This window comes from Streptomyces sp. MB09-01 (assembly GCF_033794505.1).
In the GTDB taxonomy this organism is placed as follows: Bacteria; Actinomycetota; Actinomycetes; order Streptomycetales; family Streptomycetaceae; genus Streptomyces.
On sequence record NZ_JARAYQ010000192.1, the window covers coordinates 1 to 17,260 of the forward strand.

Sequence of the window (17,260 nt, forward strand, 5' to 3'; positions counted from 1 at the left end):
TCGTACGTAGTCTATGTGTATGGCTCTGCGTATTCTTTATTTTTTTTTTCAAATCAGATGCCGGAAACGGTTTTTCTGCCTGTCTCCTGGGGTCGGAGATGGTGTTAAGGGGCAGGACCCCCACGTCCCGGGCCAGGCGCCGGCCCTTGCGGCCCCGCCTGCGGTCGCGGGCCAGGCGTCCGCCCCTGTGGACCCACCCGCCGCCGCGGGCCGGGCCTCCGACCCTGCGGGGCGGCCGGCCGTTCCTGGCCAGGCTTGCGACCCCGCAGGTCTGCCGGTAGCTCCGGGCCGGCGCTCCGACCCTGCGGAGCCGCCCGCCGGCCCGGACCAGGCGTTCGCCCCCGCCGGCCCGGGCCGGCCCATCGACCCGGCGGGTCCTTCGGCTGTCCCGGAGCAGGCCGCCGACGCTGCGAATCTGCCCGGGGCTCCGGGCCCGGCACCGGCTCCTGCCGTGGAGGCGGACGGTCAGCTGTCCGCGCAGGCTTCCGCCTGGGGAGTCTTTCCCCACCCGGCCCCTTCCCTGGACCGGGCCCTGCCCGGACCCGCGGCTCGAACGCCGGCGGGGCTGAAACCGCCCTGCGGGCAATCCGGCCTCGCCGCGAACCGTCCGGCCTCGCCGGCGTTCGAGGCGGGCGCCGCCCCCGCGCCCCGCGCAGCGCGGGGCCCCTGCGACGGGCCCGCAGGCGAGGTCGTTCCCGCCGCCCGGCTGATCGCCGCGCACGCCGCGGACGCCGCGGACGCCGGGGCCAACGGGCATGATCCGGCCTCGCCCAGGGGGCCGGGGCGGAGTCCCGGGAGCGGAGCCGCAGCTGAGGGGGTTCCCGCCGCCCGGCTGGTCGGCGGAGACGCCGAGGCGTGGCGGGCGGCCGCCTGGGTGCTGCGCGACCACGTCGTGGTCGGCACGCTCGACGAGGCCGAGGCGCTGGTCGCGGCGCGGCCCGACGCGGTGGCCGTGACCCTCGACGGAGACGTGCTCGGGGCGCACCTCGCGCACGGCGGCTCCGCCGGGGCGCCCAGCCTGATCGAGGTGCAGGCGGCCGTCGACGAGGCGGCGGCGGAGCTGACCGAGCTGGGCGTGCGGTGCGCGGAACTCGGCGAGGCCCAGACGGGCGCCCAGTCCCGGCGGCAGGACGCGGCAGCCCTGGTCGAGGAGCTCGCCGAGCGCCGCCGCGCCGCCGAGCAGGCCCGCGCCGGGGTCGCGCAGCAGCTGGGGCGGCTCGCCGGGCAGGCGAAGGGGGCCGCCGGCGAAGCCGAGCGCAGCGCCGCCGCCGCGGCCAAGGCACAGGACGCGCTGGAGCAGGCGCTGGCCGAAGTGGAGGAGTGCGCGGAACGCCTCGCCTCGGCCGAGGAACTGCCGGTGGAGGAGGAGCCCGACAGCTCCCGGCGGGACCGGCTCGCGGCCGACGGGGCCAACGCGCGGCAGACCGAGATGGAGGCGCGGCTGCAGCTGCGCACCCATGAGGAGCGGGTCAAGGGGCTGGCCGGACGGGCCGATTCCCTCGACCGTGCCGCCCGGGCGGAACGTGAGGCCCGGGCCCGCGCCGACCGGCGCCGGGCGCGGCTGCGGCACGAGGCGGAGGTGGCCCGCGCGGTGGCCGACGGCTCCCGGCAACTGCTCGCGCACGTGGAGGTCTCGCTGCTGCGGGCCGACGAGGAGCGCCTCGCGGCCGACCGGGCCAAGGGCCTGCGCGAGCGGGAGCTCGGCGAGGCGCGCAGCCGCGGACGCGAACTGAAGGGGGAGCTCGACAAGCTCACCGACTCCGTCCACCGCGGCGAGGTGCTCGGCGCCGAGCAGCGGCTGCGCATCGAGGCGGTGGAGGCCAGGGCGTTGGAGGAGTTCGGCATGGAGTCCGCCGGGCTCGTCGCCGAGTACGGCCCCGACCAGCCGGTGCCGCCGTCGCCCCCCGCCGACGGGGAGGAGCTCCCCGAGGATCCCGAGCACCCGCGCAACCGGCCCGGCCCCTTCGTCCGCGCGCAGCAGGAGAAGCGGCTCAGGGCGGCCGAACGCGCCTACCAGCAGCTCGGCAAGGTCAATCCGCTCGCGCTGGAGGAGTTCGCGGCGCTGGAGGAGCGCCACCAGTTCCTCAGCGAGCAGCTGGAGGACCTCCGCAAGACGCGCGCGGACCTCCTTCAAGTGGTGAAGGAGGTCGACGAGCGCGTCGAGCAGGTCTTCACCGAGGCCTACCGGGACACGGCCCGGGAGTTCGAGGGGGTGTTCTCGCGGCTGTTCCCCGGCGGCGAGGGCCGGCTGATCCTGACCGACCCCGACAACATGCTGACCACCGGCGTCGACGTCGAGGCGCGCCCGCCGGGCAAGAAGGTCAAGCGGCTGTCGCTGCTCTCCGGCGGCGAGCGCTCGCTGACCGCCGTGGCCCTGCTGGTGTCCATCTTCAAGGCGCGTCCCAGCCCGTTCTACGTGATGGACGAGGTCGAGGCCGCGCTCGACGACACCAACCTGCAGCGGCTGATCCGGATCATGGAGGAGCTCCAGGAGAGCTCGCAGCTGATCGTGATCACGCACCAGAAGCGGACGATGGAGGTCGCGGACGCCCTCTACGGCGTCTCGATGCAGGGCGACGGGGTCTCCAAGGTCATCAGCCAGCGTCTGCGCTGACCCCTTTACTTCAGAAGATGAACGCTGTGGCTCTCTTCACTCCGGCTTGGCGGTTTTTCATCGGCTATTGACTTCAGAAAGTGAAGCCATAAGCTCTGGTTGCCGTGTCCGACGTTCAGGTGGTGGTGAGCAGTTTGCTGTGCGCCACTGGAGGAACACGCGTACAGACGAACACCCCCACACCGCCCGCGGTCGGCGCCGGGCCCAGGAGCACACCTTGACCAGCACAGCGAACGCACCCGCGTCCGGCAGTGGCCGGGAGGCACGCCCCGACCACCTCGGGCACGTCATCTTCATCGCCGCGGCCGCGGCGATGGGCGGATTCCTCTTCGGCTACGACAGCTCCGTCATCAACGGCGCCGTCGTCGCCATCCGGGATCGGTTCGACGTCGGGTCCGCGGCGCTCGCCCAGGTGATCGCCGCCGCACTGATCGGCTGCGCGTTCGGCGCCGCCACGGCCGGCCGCATCGCTGACCGGATCGGCCGAATCCGCTGCATGCAGATCGCCGCCCTCCTCTTCACCGCGAGCGCCATCGGCTCGGCCCTGCCGTTCGCCCTGTGGGACCTGGCCATGTGGCGCGTCATCGGCGGCTTCGGCATCGGCATGGCCTCCGTCATCGGCCCCGCCTACATCGCCGAGGTGTCCCCGGCCGCCTACCGCGGCCGTCTCGCCTCCTTCCAGCAGGCCGCCATCGTCATCGGCATCGCCGTCTCCCAGCTGGTCAACTGGGGCATCCTCAACATCGCCGACGGCGACCAGCGCGGCGAGATCGCCGGCCTGGAGGCCTGGCAGTGGATGCTCGGCATCATGGTCATCCCGGCCGTGATCTACGGGCTGATGTCCTTCGTCATCCCGGAGTCCCCCCGGTACCTGATCTCCGTCGGCCGCACCGCGGAGGCCAAGAAGGTGCTGCGCGAGGTCGAGGGCTCGAAGATCGACATCGATGCGCGCGCCGCCGAGATCGACCTGGCCATGCGCTCCGAGCACAAGTCCACCTTCAAGGACCTGCTCGGCGGCCGCTTCGGCTTCCTGCCGATCGTCTGGATCGGCATCGGCCTCTCCGTCTTCCAGCAGCTCGTCGGCATCAACGTGATCTTCTACTACAGCTCCTCGCTGTGGCAGTCCGTCGGCATCGACCCGACCAGCTCGTTCTTCTACTCCTTCACCACGTCGATCATCAACATCATCGGCACGGTGATCGCGATGGTCTTCGTCGACCGGATCGGCCGCAAGCCGCTGGCCCTCATCGGCTCGGCCGGCATGGCCGTGTCGCTCGGCCTCTGCGCGTGGGCGTTCTCGTACAAGGAGGGCAGCGGCGACAACATCACGATCCCCGACACCCAGGGCACGATCGCACTCGTCGCCGCCCACTCCTTCGTGCTCTTCTTCGCCCTGTCCTGGGGCGTGGTGGTCTGGGTGCTGCTCGGCGAGATGTTCCCGAACCGCATCCGGGCCGCGGCGCTCGGTGTCGCCGCCGCGGCCCAGTGGATCGCCAACTGGGTCATCACGGTCACGTTCCCGACGCTCTCGGACTGGAACCTCGCCGGCGCCTACGTGATCTACACGTTCTTCGCCCTGCTCTCGATCCCCTTCATCCTCAAGTGGGTGCCGGAGACCAAGGGCAAGGCGCTGGAGGAGATGGGGTAACCACCCCCGCCACCACCCCTCTCCTCGATACTGCCCCGGCTCAGTCCTTGAGCCGGGGCAGTACCTGTTCGCACAGCAGGTGCAGGCTGCGCCAGCCCTCGTCCAGCGGCATCCCGCCGCACAGCGGGTGCAGGACCAGGTTCCCGGCCTCGCCCGCGCCCCGGGCGTACGCGACCGCCTCGTCCGGGGTGAGGATCCGGTACACGCCCTCCGCGCGCAGCTCCGCCACCGAGCGCGCGGCCGACCGTACGGCGCTGCGGATGTCCTTGGACTGCCAGGACGCGTACATGCCGGCCTCGTGCAGGAAGCGCTCGCCGTGCTCCGCCCAGACCCGGTCCGGATCCTCCGCGATGTGCAGCAGCGGGGTCTCGGCCGCCGGCATCATGCAGAAGCCCTCGGTGCCGTACTCCGCGAGCTTCGCGTTGTAGTACGCCTCCAGCTCCGGCAAGTGCGCGCTCGGGAAGAACGGCAGCCCCAGCCGGGCCGCGCGGCGGGCGGCCGCCTCGGAGCTGCCGCCGACCAGCAGCAGCGGGTGCGGCTGCGTGAACGGCGTCGGCGTGACCCGTACCGTGCGGCCGCGGAACTCGAAGGGCTCGCCGGTCCACGCCTTCAGCAGGGTCTCCAGCAGCTCGTCCTGGAGCCTGCCGCGCCGGCCCCACTCCACCCCGTGCTGCTCGTACTCCTCGGGCCGGTAGCCGATGCCCGCGACGGTCACCAGGCGGCCGCCGCTCAGCAGGTCCAGGACGGCGATGTCCTCGGCCACCTTCAGCGGGTCGTACAGCGGACCGATGATCGCCGAGACGGTGACGGCGATCCGGCGGGTGGCGCCGAAGACCGCGCCCGCGAAGGCGAAGGGGGAGGGCAGCCAGTTGTTGCCGGTGCCGTGGTGCTCCTCGGTCTGGATGGTGTCGATCCCGCGGTCGTCCGCGTACCGGGCCATCTCCAGGGCCGCCTTGTAGCGGGCGGAGAGGGACTCGGGGGTGCCGTTCGGGTCGACGAGATTGAACCGGGCCACGGTGATGGGCATGGAGGAGTCCCCCTTCGCCGGAGGTGGGTGGGCGGGCGAAGGGGGACGTTAGCTGACGCAGCGTCAGTTGGACAGGGATCCGGCGAGCGCGGGCTCCTCCGCCGCGTCCGGGGCCGGCGCCGCGGGGGACGTGCGCGGCAGGACGGCGTACAGCACGCCCGAGGTCACGATGCCGGCCACCCAGCCGAGGCCGTTGCGCCCGATCCAGGTGGTCGCGAGCGGCCCGCCGAACCAGTCCACCGAGGTGAACAGCAGCCCGACCGCCAGGGCGATGGCCCACGCGGTCATGGCCTGCCAGGCGAAACCGCCCTTGTACCAGTAGGCGCTGGTCCGCGTGGTGTCCAGCAGCGCGGCCCCGTCGTAGGTCCGGCGGCGCAGCATGTCCACGCCGAAGACGCCGATCCACGCCGAGAAGGCCACGGCCAGCAGCGTCAGGAAGGAGATGAAGGAGCCGAAGAAGCTCGTCGCGACCACCATCAGCAGGAAGCCGAAGACCAGGCTGATGGCCGCGTTGACGCTGACCGCCCACGCGCGCGGGACCTTGATACCGAGGGTCTGCGCGGTGAAGCCGGCCGAGTACATGGACATCGAGTTGATCAGCAGCATCCCGACGAGCGCGACGAGCAGGTACGGGACCGCGATCCAGGTCGGGAGCAGCTCGCCGATGAAGGACACCGGGTCCTGCGCGGTGGCCAGGTCCGGGGTGCCGACGGCCATGACCGCACCCATCAGGACCATCGGGAGCACGACGACGCCCGCGCCGCCGATCGTCGCGCCCACCAGCCCCTTGGAGGAGGCGGTGCGCGGCAGGTAGCGGGTGAAGTCGGGGCCCGAGGGAACCCAGCTGATGCCGCCGGCGGCGATGGTGCCGATGCCCGCGATCATCATCGCGGTGGAGCCGGCCGGCTTGCCGAGGACGGCGGACCAGTCGGTCGTGAAGAGCAGGTACCCGAGGACGAGCACGCTGAAGGCGCCGAAGAGGTACGTCGACCACGTGGAGCAGACGCGCAGCGCCTTGATGCCGAGGCCCGAGACCACGAAGGTGCAGCCCACGAAGAACAGCAGGGTGACCACGATGAGCGGGGTGTTGCTCTTGATCCCGAAGAGCAGGTCGAGCACGGTCAGCACGGCGTAGGCCCCGCTCACCGCGTTGATCGTCTCCCAGCCCCACCGGGCCACCCAGATCAGCGAGCCCGGGAAGAGGTTGCCGCGCTGGCCGAACACGGCCCGAGAGAGGGCCATGCCGGGAGCGCCGCCGCGCTTGCCGGCGATCGATATCAGGCCGACGATCCCGTACGAGACGACCGGCGCGGCGACCGCGACGACGAGCACCTGCCAGATGTTGAGCCTGTTGAAGATCACCAGGCCCGCGCCCATGGTCAGCAGCAGCACGCTGATGTTGGCGGCGACCCACGTGGGCACGAGGTCGCGGACCCGGCCGCCGCGCTCGTCGTCCGGGACGGGCTCCAGCCCGCGGGTCTCGATCGCGGTTTCGGTCGCGCCGTCGGTGGGCTCGGCAGGCATGCGGCTGCTCCGTGGGGGAGGGACGAGGGGAAGTCGTCCATCATCGTGGATTTGCCGCTAAAACCACAAACAGCGGCTTACGTCCCGGTGTGAACGCCCAGGGTCCGAGCTCCGGGCCGTCCGTGGCCGATACTGGTGAGGTTATGGACATCCTCATCCTTGCTGTAGTCATCGCCCTGGTCGCGGTCGGCGCGATCAGCGGGCTCGTGGTCAGCAGCCGCAAGAAGAAGCAGCTGCCGCCCCCGGCACCGCCCAGCACGCCGACCATCACTGCCCCGCCTGCCGAACCGCAGGTGGGGGAGGACGCCGTAGAGACGGCGGAAGAGCCGCGCCGCACGATCGAGGAGGTCGGGCTCCCGGAGGCGGAGGCCGCCCTCGCCACGCCGACCGCCGTCGAGGACCCGGTCGTGGAGGCTCCGCCCGCGCCCGAGATCGAGGTGCCCGAGCCCACCGCCGGCCGCCTGGTCCGGCTGCGCGCCCGCCTCGCCCGGTCGCAGAACTCCCTCGGCAAGGGGCTGCTCACGCTGCTCTCGCGGGAGCACCTCGACGAGGACACCTGGGAGGAGATCGAGGAGACCCTCCTCATCGCCGACGTGGGCGTCGTGCCCACCCAGGAGCTCGTCGACCGGCTCCGCGACCGGGTCAAGGTGCTCGGCACCCGCACCCCGGCGGACCTGCGCGCCCTGCTCAAGGAGGAGCTGCTGACCCTGGTCGGCACCGACTTCGACCGCGCCGTGAAGACCGAGAGCGGCGAGGACACGCCCGGCGTGATCATGGTCGTCGGTGTGAACGGCACCGGCAAGACCACCACCACAGGCAAGCTGGCCCGCGTGCTCGTCGCCGACGGCCGCAGCGTGGTGCTCGGCGCGGCCGACACCTTCCGTGCCGCCGCCGCCGACCAGCTCCAGACCTGGGGCGACCGGGTCGGCGCCCGTACCGTGCGCGGCCCCGAGGGCGGCGACCCCGCCTCGATCGCCTACGACGCGGTCAAGGAGGGCATCGCCGAGGGCGCCGACGTGGTGCTCATCGACACCGCCGGCCGCCTGCACACCAAGACCGGCCTCATGGACGAGCTCGGCAAGGTCAAGCGCGTCGTCGAGAAGCACGGTCCGCTGGACGAGATCCTGCTGGTCCTCGACGCCACCACCGGGCAGAACGGCCTGACCCAGGCCCGCGTCTTCGCCGAGGTCGTGGACATCACCGGCATCGTGCTGACCAAGCTCGACGGCACGGCCAAGGGCGGCATCGTCGTCGCCGTCCAGCGCGCACTGGGCGTCCCGGTCAAGCTCGTCGGGCTCGGCGAGGGCCCGGACGACCTGGCCCCCTTCGAGCCGGAGGCGTTCGTCGACGCCCTCATCGGCGACTGAGCGCGGTCTCCGCACACCACGGGTGCCCCCGGGTTCCGACCGGAACGCGGGGGCACCGGTGCGTGCGGGGCGCGACTAACCGCGCGAACGGTGGCAGATGTAGGCGAGGGTGCCCAGCAGCAGCCGGGCCTGCGGCGGGCCCCCGGCCGAGTCCAGCGCGGGCGGCCGCAGCCAGCCGACCTGGCCGAGGCCGGCCCGGTCCGAGGGCGGCGCCGTCACGTAGGCCCCGTGGCCCAGGGCCAGCAGGTCGAGGTCGGCGTCGTCCCAGCCCATCCGGTACAGCAGCTGCGGCAGCTCGGCCGCCGCGCCCGGGGCCACGAAGAACTGCGCGCGGCCGTCCGCGGTCACGATGACCGGGCCGAGCGGCAGACCCATCCGCTCCAGCCGTACCAGGGCCCGGCGCCCGGCCTCCTCGGAGACCTCGATGACGTCGAAGGTGCGGCCCACGGGGAGCAGTACCGCGGCGCCCGGGTAATCGCCCCACGCCTCGGTGACGTCGTCCAGGGTGGCCCCGGCCCCGACGGTGGGTGCGAAGGGGAGCGGATGGGCCCCGGGGGAGGCGCACTCCGCGTCCCCGCAGGAACAGTCGCGGGCGGGCGCCGCGGCGCGGGCGCCGGGGACCACGTCCCAGCCCCACAGCCCCGTGTACTCCGCCACCGCCGTGCACTCCGACGTCCGGCCGCGGCGCCGGGTGCCGGAACGGAACTCCCTGGTGCCGCGACTGCCGCCGATCGTGAAGCCCATGCCCATGCCCCCTCCAACGGGTCGGACGCGCCGGTGGTTACGACGCCCGTGGTGACGACGTCGGCCGAACCTGCGGACCGCGGTCCGCCGCGGGGTGCCCGCCGTGACTGCCCGGCGCACTCCTCGCCGCGCGCGCCCCGGGCGCACTCCAGTCCAACCGATCCGTTTCACCTCGGTGTCAAGTGAATCGTGCCTGGCCGGTGGCGAGTTCATTCGAAGGGGTGGCGAATGGTGGCGTTTCTGGAATCGACCTCGCCGCAGGGGTGATCGTAGGATTACTTTCGGTACACGAACCCCCAAGGCGTGCCCGTTCGTGGGTATGCCGGAGGCAATGCGTGAAGGACCTGTGAAGGTCCGTGGCGGCGCCCTGCGCCCCGGCCAGGGTTTCGTGTGGAAGAGGCTGAGCGGATGGGGGCGTTCCAGTGAGCGGCAACGGCGCAAGCGGAACGATCGAGGACGCTGCCGCGCGCAACGACCAGCTGACCTCGTGGTTCGTCCGCAGCGGGTGGTCCAAGGGCGAACTCGCCCGGCAGGTCAACCGCCGGGCCCGTCAGATGGGCGCCCACCACATCAGCACGGACACCTCCCGGGTGCGCCGCTGGCTGGACGGCGAACAGCCCCGCGAGCCCGTCCCGCGCATCCTGTCCGAGCTGTTCTCCGAGCGCTTCGGCTCCGTCGTCGCCATCGAGCAGCTCGGCCTGCGCACCGCCCACCAGACCCCGTCCGTCTCCGGGGTCGACCTGCCCTGGGCCGGCCCGCAGACCGTCGAGCTGCTCGGCGAGTTCTCCCGCAGCGACCTGATGCTGGCCCGCCGCGGCTTCCTCGGGACCTCGCTCGCCCTCTCCGCCGGCCCCGCCCTCATCGAGCCCATGCAGCGCTGGCTCGTACCGGCCCCGGCCGCCGACCCGGGACCGCGCGGGGCGGGGCCGACGGGGGCCCTCGGCGGCCACCGCCCGCCCCGGCTCTCCGAACCGGAACTCGACCTCCTCGACGCCACCACCGTGATGTTCCGCCAGTGGGACGCCCAGTGCGGGGGCGGGCTGCGCCGCAAGGCAGTCGTGGGCCAGCTCCACGAGGTCACCGACCTGCTCCAGGAGAACCACCCCGCCCCGGTCATGAAACGGCTCTTCAAGGTCGCCGCCGAGCTGGCCGAGCTGGCCGGCTGGATGAGCTACGACATCGGCCTGCACCCCACCGCGCAGAAGTACTTCGTCCTCGCCCTGCACGCCGCGAAGGAGGCCGGTGACAAGCCGCTCGGCTCGTACATCCTCTCCGGCATGAGCCGCCAGATGATCCACCTGGGCCGCCCCGAGGACGCCCTCGAACTCGTCCACCTCGCGCAGTACGGCAGCCGCGACTGCGCCGGCCCGCGCACCCAGGCCATGCTGTATGCGATGGAGGCCCGCGCGTACGCCAACATGGGACAGCCCAGCCGCTGCAAGCGGGCCGTGCGGATGGCCGAGGACACCTTCTCCGACGTCGCCTTCGGCGACGAGCCCGAGCCCGACTGGATCCGCTTCTTCTCCGAGGCCGAGCTGAACGGCGAGAACTCCCACTCGTACCGGGACCTCGCCTACGTGGCCGGGCGCAGCCCCATGTACGCCTCCCTCGCGGAACCCGTCATGGAACGGGCCGTCGAGCTCTTCGAGAAGGACGAGGAGCACCAGCGCTCCTACGCCCTCAACCTCATCGGCATGGCCACCGTCCACCTGCTCCAGCGCGAGCCCGAGCAGGCCGCGGCGCTCGTCGACCGCGCCCTCGACGTGGCGGGAAAGGTGCGGTCCGAACGGGTGAACACCCGCCTGCGCAAGACCGTCGACAGCGCCGCCCGTGAGTACGGCGACGTTGCCGAAGTGGTCCGGCTCACCGACCACCTCGCCTCCCGGCTCCCCGAAGCCGCGGAGGCCGTCTGACGGCCCCGGAGGCCGCCCCTCAGGCCCCGGCCGCGGCAGGCACCCCGTGAAGCCCGATCAGGCTCCCCCAGCCAGGACGTCCGGGTCACCGCCGCGGCCGGTTGCACCACCCGCCCAGTTCATTGAGGCGTAACACGCCCGACCTCTTCGTCATCGGCGCGAAACACCCAGCGGCGCCGCCGGAAACCGGCCTGCGCGAATCTCATGGCCAATAACCGGCCAGTTCCCAATGCCGCCGCTCAGGATTTCACGATCGCCCGCACGCGAACGTACCGACGACGAGGAGACGCCGATGGCATCAGCCATCACGACCCTCGCGGCAGACGCCCCGACGCTGTCTGCCGCGAACACCGGGTTCATGCTCATCTGCTCCGCCCTGGTCATGCTGATGACCCCGGGACTCGCCTTCTTCTACGGAGGCATGGTCCGCGTCAAGAGCAGCCTCAACATGCTGATGATGAGCTTCATCAGCCTGGGGATCGTCACGATCCTCTGGGTCCTCTACGGCTTCAGCCTCGCCTTCGGCACCGACTCCGGCTCCCTCATCGGCTGGAACTCCGACTACGTCGGCCTCAGCGGCATCGGGATCACCGAGCTGTGGGACGGCTACACCATCCCGGTCTACGTCTTCGCCGTCTTCCAGCTGATGTTCGCCGTCATCACCCCGGCCCTGATCAGCGGCGCCCTCGCCGACCGCGTGAAGTTCAGCGCCTGGGCCCTGTTCACCGTCCTGTGGGTCACCGTCGTCTACTTCCCCGTCGCCCACTGGGTCTGGGGAGCCGGCGGCTGGCTCTTCGAGCTCGGCGTCATCGACTTCGCGGGCGGCACCGCCGTCCACATCAACGCCGGCGCCGCCGCCCTCGGCGTGATCCTGGTCATCGGCAAGCGCGTCGGCTTCAAGAAGGACCCGATGCGGCCGCACAGCCTGCCCCTCGTGATGCTCGGCGCCGGTCTGCTCTGGTTCGGCTGGTTCGGCTTCAACGCGGGCTCCTGGCTCGGCAACGACGACGGCGTCGGCGCGGTCATGTTCGTCAACACCCAGGTCGCCACCGCCGCCGCCATGCTCGCCTGGCTCGGCTACGAGAAGCTGCGCCACGGCTCCTTCACCACCCTCGGCGCCGCCTCCGGCGCGGTCGCCGGCCTCGTCGCCATCACCCCCGCCGGCGGTGCGGTCAGCCCGCTCGGGGCCATCGCGGTCGGCGCCATCGCCGGTGTGCTCTGCGCCATGGCGGTCGGCCTCAAGTACAAGTTCGGCTACGACGACTCCCTCGACGTGGTCGGCGTCCACCTCGTCGGCGGTGTCGTCGGTTCCCTCCTCGTCGGACTCTTCGCCACCGGCGGGGTCCAGTCCGACGTGGCCGGCCTCTTCTACGGCGGCGGCCTCGAACAGCTCGGCAAGCAGGCCATCGGAGTCTTCTCCGTCCTCGCCTACTCTCTGGTGGCGTCCGCGCTGCTCGCCTTCCTCCTCGACAAGACGATCGGGATGCGGGTCAGTGAGGACGTCGAGGTCGCCGGCATCGACCAGGTCGAGCACGCCGAGACCGCCTACGACTTCAGCGGAGCCGGTGGCGGAGCAGCCTCGCGCAGCACCGCCGCACCCACCCCCTCCGCCGAGAGCAAGAAGGTTGACGCATGAAGCTGATCACCGCGATCGTCAAGCCGCACAAGCTGGACGAGATCAAGGAAGCCCTCCAGACCTTCGGGGTGCAGGGCCTCACGGTCACCGAGGCCAGCGGCTACGGCCGCCAGCGCGGTCACACCGAGGTCTACCGCGGTGCCGAGTACCAGGTGGACCTCGTCCCCAAGATCCGCATCGAGGTGCTGGTCGACGACTCCGACGCCGAGGAACTGATCCGCGTCATCGTGAGCGCGGCGGCCACCGGCAAGATCGGTGACGGCAAGGTGTGGAGCGTCCCCGTGGACTCGGTCGTACGGGTCCGCACCGGCGAGCGCGGCGCTGACGCGCTCTAGGTGACGGGAGCTTCTGGGTGACGAGCGTCGAAGAGACCACGGACAACACGGCCGACTCGGGACCCAGCGGATACGCCGCGGCCCGGCTGCGACTCCTCCAGGAGGAGTCGCGGTCCGGGCCTTCGCGGCGTTCCGCCCTGTCCGGGCTGACCGACGACTGGCTGAACGCCCTGTTCACGGCCGCCGTACGGGAGACCGGCGTCCGCGGCGCCACCCTGGTGGCCGTCGGCGGCTACGGGCGGGGCGAACTCTCCCCGCGCAGCGACCTCGACCTGGTGCTGCTGCACGACGGCAAGGCGGAGCCGCGTGCCCTGAGCGCGCTGGCCGACCGCGTCTGGTACCCGGTGTGGGACCTCGGCCTCGCCCTCGACCACTCGGTACGGACCCCGGGCGAGGCCCGCAAGACCGCCGCCGAGGACCTCAAGGTGCAGTTGGGCCTGCTCGACGCCCGGACCGTCGCCGGTGACGCCGGACTCCTCGCCGGCCTGCGGACCTCCGTCCTGGCCGACTGGCGCAACCAGGCCGCCAAACGGCTCCCACAACTGCACTCCCTGTGCCGCGAGCGGGCCGAGCGCGCCGGAGAGCTCCGCTTCCTGCTCGAACCCGACCTCAAGGAGGCCCGCGGCGGGCTCCGCGACGTCACCGCGCTGCGGGCGGTCGCGGCGTCCTGGCTGGCCGACGCCCCGCGCGACGGCCTCGCCGACGCCCGGCGGCGGCTCCTCGACGCGCGCGACGCCCTGCACCTTGTGACCGGCCGGGCCACCGACCGGCTCTCGCTCCAGGAACAGGACCAGGTCGCGGCGCAGCTCGGGCTGCTCGACGCGGACGCCCTGCTCCGCGAGGTGTACGAGGCCGCGCGCGTCGTCGCGTACGCCGGTGACGTGACCTGGCGGGAGGTCGGACGGGTGCTGCGGGCGCGCGCGGCCCGGCCCCGGCTGCGCGGGCTGCTGGGCGCCCGGGCCGCCGCGGCCGCCGCGCGGGCACCGCTGGCCGAGGGCGTGGTGGAGTCCGACGGCGAGGCCGTACTGGCCCTGGCCGCGCGCCCCGACCGCGATCCCGTCCTGCCCCTGCGGTTCGCCGCGGCCGCCGCGCAGGCGGGTCTCCCCGTATCGCTGCACGCCGTGCGCAGGCTGGCCGCGCAGGGCAAACCTCTCCCGGTGCCCTGGCCGGCCGAGGCGCGCGAGCAGCTGGTGACACTCCTCGGCGCGGGGGAGCCCACCGTGGCCGTGTGGGAGGCCCTGGAGGCCGAAGGCCTGATCACACGGCTGCTCCCCGACTGGGAGCGGGTGCGGTGCCGCCCGCAGCGCAACCCCGTCCACACCTGGACGGTGGACCGCCACCTCATCGAGACGGCGGTCCGCGCCTCGGCCCTCACCCGCCGGGTCGGCCGCCCCGACCTCCTGCTCATGGCCGCCCTCCTGCACGACATCGGCAAGGGCTGGCCGGGCGACCACTCGGTGGCCGGCGAGACGATCGCCCGCGACGTCGCGGCCCGCGTCGGCTTCGACGCGCAGGACGCCGCGGTGCTGGGGGCGCTCGTACGGCACCACCTGCTGCTGATCGACACCGCGACCCGGCGCGACCTGGACGACCCGGCCACGGTCCGCTCGGTCGCCGACGCCGTGGGGTCGGTGGGCACGCTGGAGATACTGCACGCCCTGACGGAGGCGGACGCCCTGGCCACCGGGCCCGCCGCGTGGAGCGCCTGGCGGGGATCGCTGGTGGCGGACCTCGTCGCGCGGGTCGCCGCCCTGCTGCGCGGCACGGCCCCGGCCGTGCGGGAGGCGGAGATCCCGACCACGGAACAGGAACGCCTGGCGGTGGAGGCCCTGCGCACCCGCGAGCCGGTGCTCGCGCTCCACGTCCGCCAGGAGGAGGACGCGGTCGGCGGGGAACTCGTCGTGGCCGTTCCCGACCAGCCGGGGGTCCTCCCGGCGGTGGCCGGGGTGCTGGCCCTGCACCGGCTCACCGTACGGGCGGCGGACCTGCGCTCCACGGAGCTGCCGGACCAGCTGGGCGAGGTCCTGGTGCTGCGGTGGCGGGTGGCGGCGGAGTACGGGGCACTGCCCCAGGCCGCGCGGCTGCGCAGCGACCTGGTCCGGGCCCTGGACGGCTCGCTGGACGTCCCGGCGAAGCTGGCGGACCGCGAGGCGGCGTACCCGCGCCGGCGCGGGGTGACCCCGCCGCCGCCCCGGGTCACGGTCGTCCCGGACGTCTCCTCCCTGGCCACGGTCCTGGAGGTGCGCGCGCCGGATGCCGTCGGCCTGCTGCACCGGATCGGGCGGGCGCTGGAGTCGGCGGGCGTCAGGGTCCGGAGCGCGCACGTCTCGACGCTGGGCGCCAACGCCGTGGACACGCTGTACGTGACCGATGCGGAGGGCAAGCCCCTGGACCGGCGGGAGGCGGCCACCCTGGCCGGGTCGGTGGAGGTGGCCCTGTCCTAGCCTGCGGCGCCATTGCCGGAGTCCGTGGGAACCCGCGGGCTCCCACGGACTCCGTCCGGTGGACCCCCGCTCTTCAAAAAAAGCCGGAGGGGCTGGATCTTCCGGCCCCTCCGGTCCTCGAGCCGCGCTGGGCAGGCCGGCACCGGCCGAATCCGGCCCCGCCGGCGGTTCACGCGCAGCGGCGGGCGAAGACCGGGGACGGACCGCCGGGTCCATCACGTGGTACGGCCGGATACCCTGGGGGACGACCACAACGCCCCCGACCCGAGGAATCGCGACCACCGTGTTCGATACGCTCTCCGACCGCTTGGCGAATACCTTCAAGGGCCTGCGCGGCAAAGGCCGGCTGTCCGAGGCTGACATCGACTCCGCGGCCCGGGAAATCCGTATCGCCCTCCTCGAGGCCGACGTCGCCCTCCCGGTCGTCCGCTCCTTCATCGCGAACGTCAAGGAGAGGGCCCGCGGCGAGGAGGTCAGCAAGGCGCTGAACCCCGGCCAGCAGGTCCTGAAGATCGTCAACGACGAGCTCGTCACGATCCTCGGCGGCGAGACCCGACGGCTGCGCTTCGCCAAGACCGCCCCCACCGTGATCATGCTGGCCGGTCTCCAGGGTGCCGGTAAGACCACCCTCGCCGGAAAGCTCGGCCTCTGGCTCAAGGGACAGGGCCACACCCCGCTCCTCGTCGCCTGCGACCTCCAGCGCCCCAACGCCGTCAACCAGCTGTCCGTCGTCGCCGACCGCGCGGGCGTGGCCTTCTACGGCCCCCAGCCGGGCAACGGCGTCGGTGACCCGGTCCAGGTCGCCAAGGACTCCATCGAGCACGCGCGGACCAAGCAGCACGACATCGTCATCGTCGACACCGCCGGCCGTCTCGGCATCGACCAGGAGCTGATGCAGCAGGCCGCGGACATCCGCGACGCCGTCAGCCCCGACGAGATCCTCTTCGTCGTCGACGCCATGATCGGTCAGGACGCGGTCAACACCGCCGAGGCCTTCCGCGACGGCGTCGGCTTCGACGGCGTCGTGCTCTCGAAGCTCGACGGCGACGCCCGCGGTGGTGCAGCGCTCTCCATCGCGCACGTCACCGGCAAGCAGATCATGTTCGCCTCGAACGGCGAGAAGCTCGACGAGTTCGACGCGTTCCACCCCGACCGCATGGCGGGCCGGATCCTCGACATGGGTGACATGCTCACCCTGATCGAGCAGGCCGAGAAGACCTTCAGCCAGGCCGAAGCCGAGAAGATGGCGGCCAAGCTGCAGAAGGGCCCCAAGGAGTTCACGCTCGACGACTTCCTGGCCCAGATGGAGCAGGTCCGCAAGATGGGCTCCATCTCCAAGCTGCTCGGCATGCTGCCAGGCATGGGGCAGATCAAGGACCAGATCAACAACATCGACGAGCGCGACGTGGACCGCACCGCCGCGATCATCAAGTCGATGACCCCGGCCGAGCGCCAGGACCCGACGATCATCAACGGCTCGCGCCGTGCCCGTATCGCCAAGGGTTCCGGCACCGAGGTCAGCGCCGTCAAGTCGCTCGTCGAGCGGTTCTTCGACGCCCGCAAGATGATGTCGCGCATGGCCCAGGGCGGCGGCATGCCGGGCATGCCCGGCATCCCCGGGATGGGCGGCGGCCCCGGCCGGCAGAAGAAGCAGGTCAAGCAGGCCAAGGGCAAGCGCAAGAGCGGCAACCCGATGAAGCGCAAGGAAGAGGAGGCCGCAGCAGCGGCCCGCCGCGAGCAGGGTCCGCAGGCCGTCGAGCCTGCGGCCGGCGGCAGCCCGTTCGGCCTTCCCGCCGGCGGCGGCCAGCCGGGCCAGGACTTCGACCTTCCGGACGAGTTCAAGAAGTTCATGAAGTAGTACCCGCGCAGGCAGGCAGCGGAGGGCCCCGGTCGTGATCCCACGGCCGGGGCCTTCCGTCTCCTGCGGGGCAACAGGTCGATTTGTCGCTTATCGTCGGCCGGGAGGATGGCAGAAGGAGGCGCCCCGTGCCCAGCCCCACCCCCGTAC

10 protein-coding genes and 1 pseudogene are annotated in these 17,260 nt (G+C 72.3%); 8 read left to right on the top strand and 3 right to left on the bottom strand.

The window, feature by feature from the left end:
* Positions 1-826 precede the first annotated feature (826 nt).
* Together PV721_RS31035 and PV721_RS31040 are read left to right on the top strand one after the other, a co-directional pair.
* A pseudogene (locus PV721_RS31035) lies at positions 827-2,614 on the top strand (AAA family ATPase); the annotation flags it as partial.
* 217 nt (positions 2,615-2,831) lie between these two features.
* Entirely contained in the window at positions 2,832-4,262 is a 1,431-nt protein-coding gene (locus PV721_RS31040) for a sugar porter family MFS transporter (RefSeq protein ID WP_319730114.1), read from the top strand.
* A gap of 40 nt (positions 4,263-4,302) precedes the next feature.
* Here the strand turns inward: PV721_RS31040 and PV721_RS31045 are convergent, their stop codons facing one another.
* Both PV721_RS31045 and PV721_RS31050 read right to left on the bottom strand, forming a co-directional pair.
* Positions 4,303-5,289, bottom strand: a complete 987-nt coding sequence (locus PV721_RS31045) for an LLM class flavin-dependent oxidoreductase (protein ID WP_319730118.1) — start codon at positions 5,287-5,289, stop codon at positions 4,303-4,305.
* Positions 5,290-5,352: 63 nt separating this feature from the next.
* Positions 5,353-6,813 carry a cytosine permease gene (locus PV721_RS31050; RefSeq protein ID WP_319730120.1) on the bottom strand — a complete coding sequence of 487 codons (1,461 nt, stop codon included), beginning with the start codon at positions 6,811-6,813 and terminating at the stop codon, positions 5,353-5,355.
* Positions 6,814-6,956: 143 nt separating this feature from the next.
* Here PV721_RS31050 and ftsY point away from each other — a divergent pair, with 143 nt between their 5' ends.
* On the top strand, positions 6,957-8,180 hold the full coding sequence (gene ftsY, locus PV721_RS31055; protein WP_319730122.1) for a signal recognition particle-docking protein FtsY: 1,224 nt from the start codon (positions 6,957-6,959) through the stop codon (positions 8,178-8,180).
* Positions 8,181-8,255: 75 nt separating this feature from the next.
* Here ftsY and PV721_RS31060 read toward each other — a convergent pair whose 3' ends face one another.
* Positions 8,256-8,924 carry a bifunctional DNA primase/polymerase gene (locus PV721_RS31060; protein ID WP_319730125.1) on the bottom strand — a complete coding sequence of 223 codons (669 nt, stop codon included), beginning with the start codon at positions 8,922-8,924 and terminating at the stop codon, positions 8,256-8,258.
* A 422-nt stretch (positions 8,925-9,346) separates the two neighbouring features.
* Here PV721_RS31060 and PV721_RS31065 point away from each other — a divergent pair, with 422 nt between their 5' ends.
* From PV721_RS31065 to ffh, 5 genes are all read left to right on the top strand, one after another.
* Positions 9,347-10,837, top strand: a complete 1,491-nt coding sequence (locus tag PV721_RS31065) for a hypothetical protein (RefSeq protein WP_319730127.1) — start codon at positions 9,347-9,349, stop codon at positions 10,835-10,837.
* A gap of 292 nt (positions 10,838-11,129) precedes the next feature.
* The gene (locus PV721_RS31070; RefSeq protein ID WP_319730129.1) at positions 11,130-12,473 is read left to right on the top strand and encodes an ammonium transporter; all 1,344 of its coding nucleotides are present in this window, start codon (positions 11,130-11,132) and stop codon (positions 12,471-12,473) included.
* Positions 12,470-12,808, top strand: coding sequence for a P-II family nitrogen regulator (locus PV721_RS31075; RefSeq protein WP_030708521.1), 339 nt, complete (start codon positions 12,470-12,472; stop codon positions 12,806-12,808). Before PV721_RS31070 ends, PV721_RS31075 begins: the two co-directional genes overlap by 4 nt.
* Positions 12,809-12,825: 17 nt before the next feature.
* Positions 12,826-15,252, top strand: coding sequence for a [protein-PII] uridylyltransferase (locus PV721_RS31080; RefSeq protein WP_319730130.1), 2,427 nt, complete (start codon positions 12,826-12,828; stop codon positions 15,250-15,252).
* A gap of 283 nt (positions 15,253-15,535) precedes the next feature.
* On the top strand, positions 15,536-17,110 hold the full coding sequence (gene ffh, locus PV721_RS31085) for a signal recognition particle protein (RefSeq protein ID WP_319730132.1): 1,575 nt from the start codon (positions 15,536-15,538) through the stop codon (positions 17,108-17,110).
* Positions 17,111-17,260 lie beyond the last annotated feature (150 nt).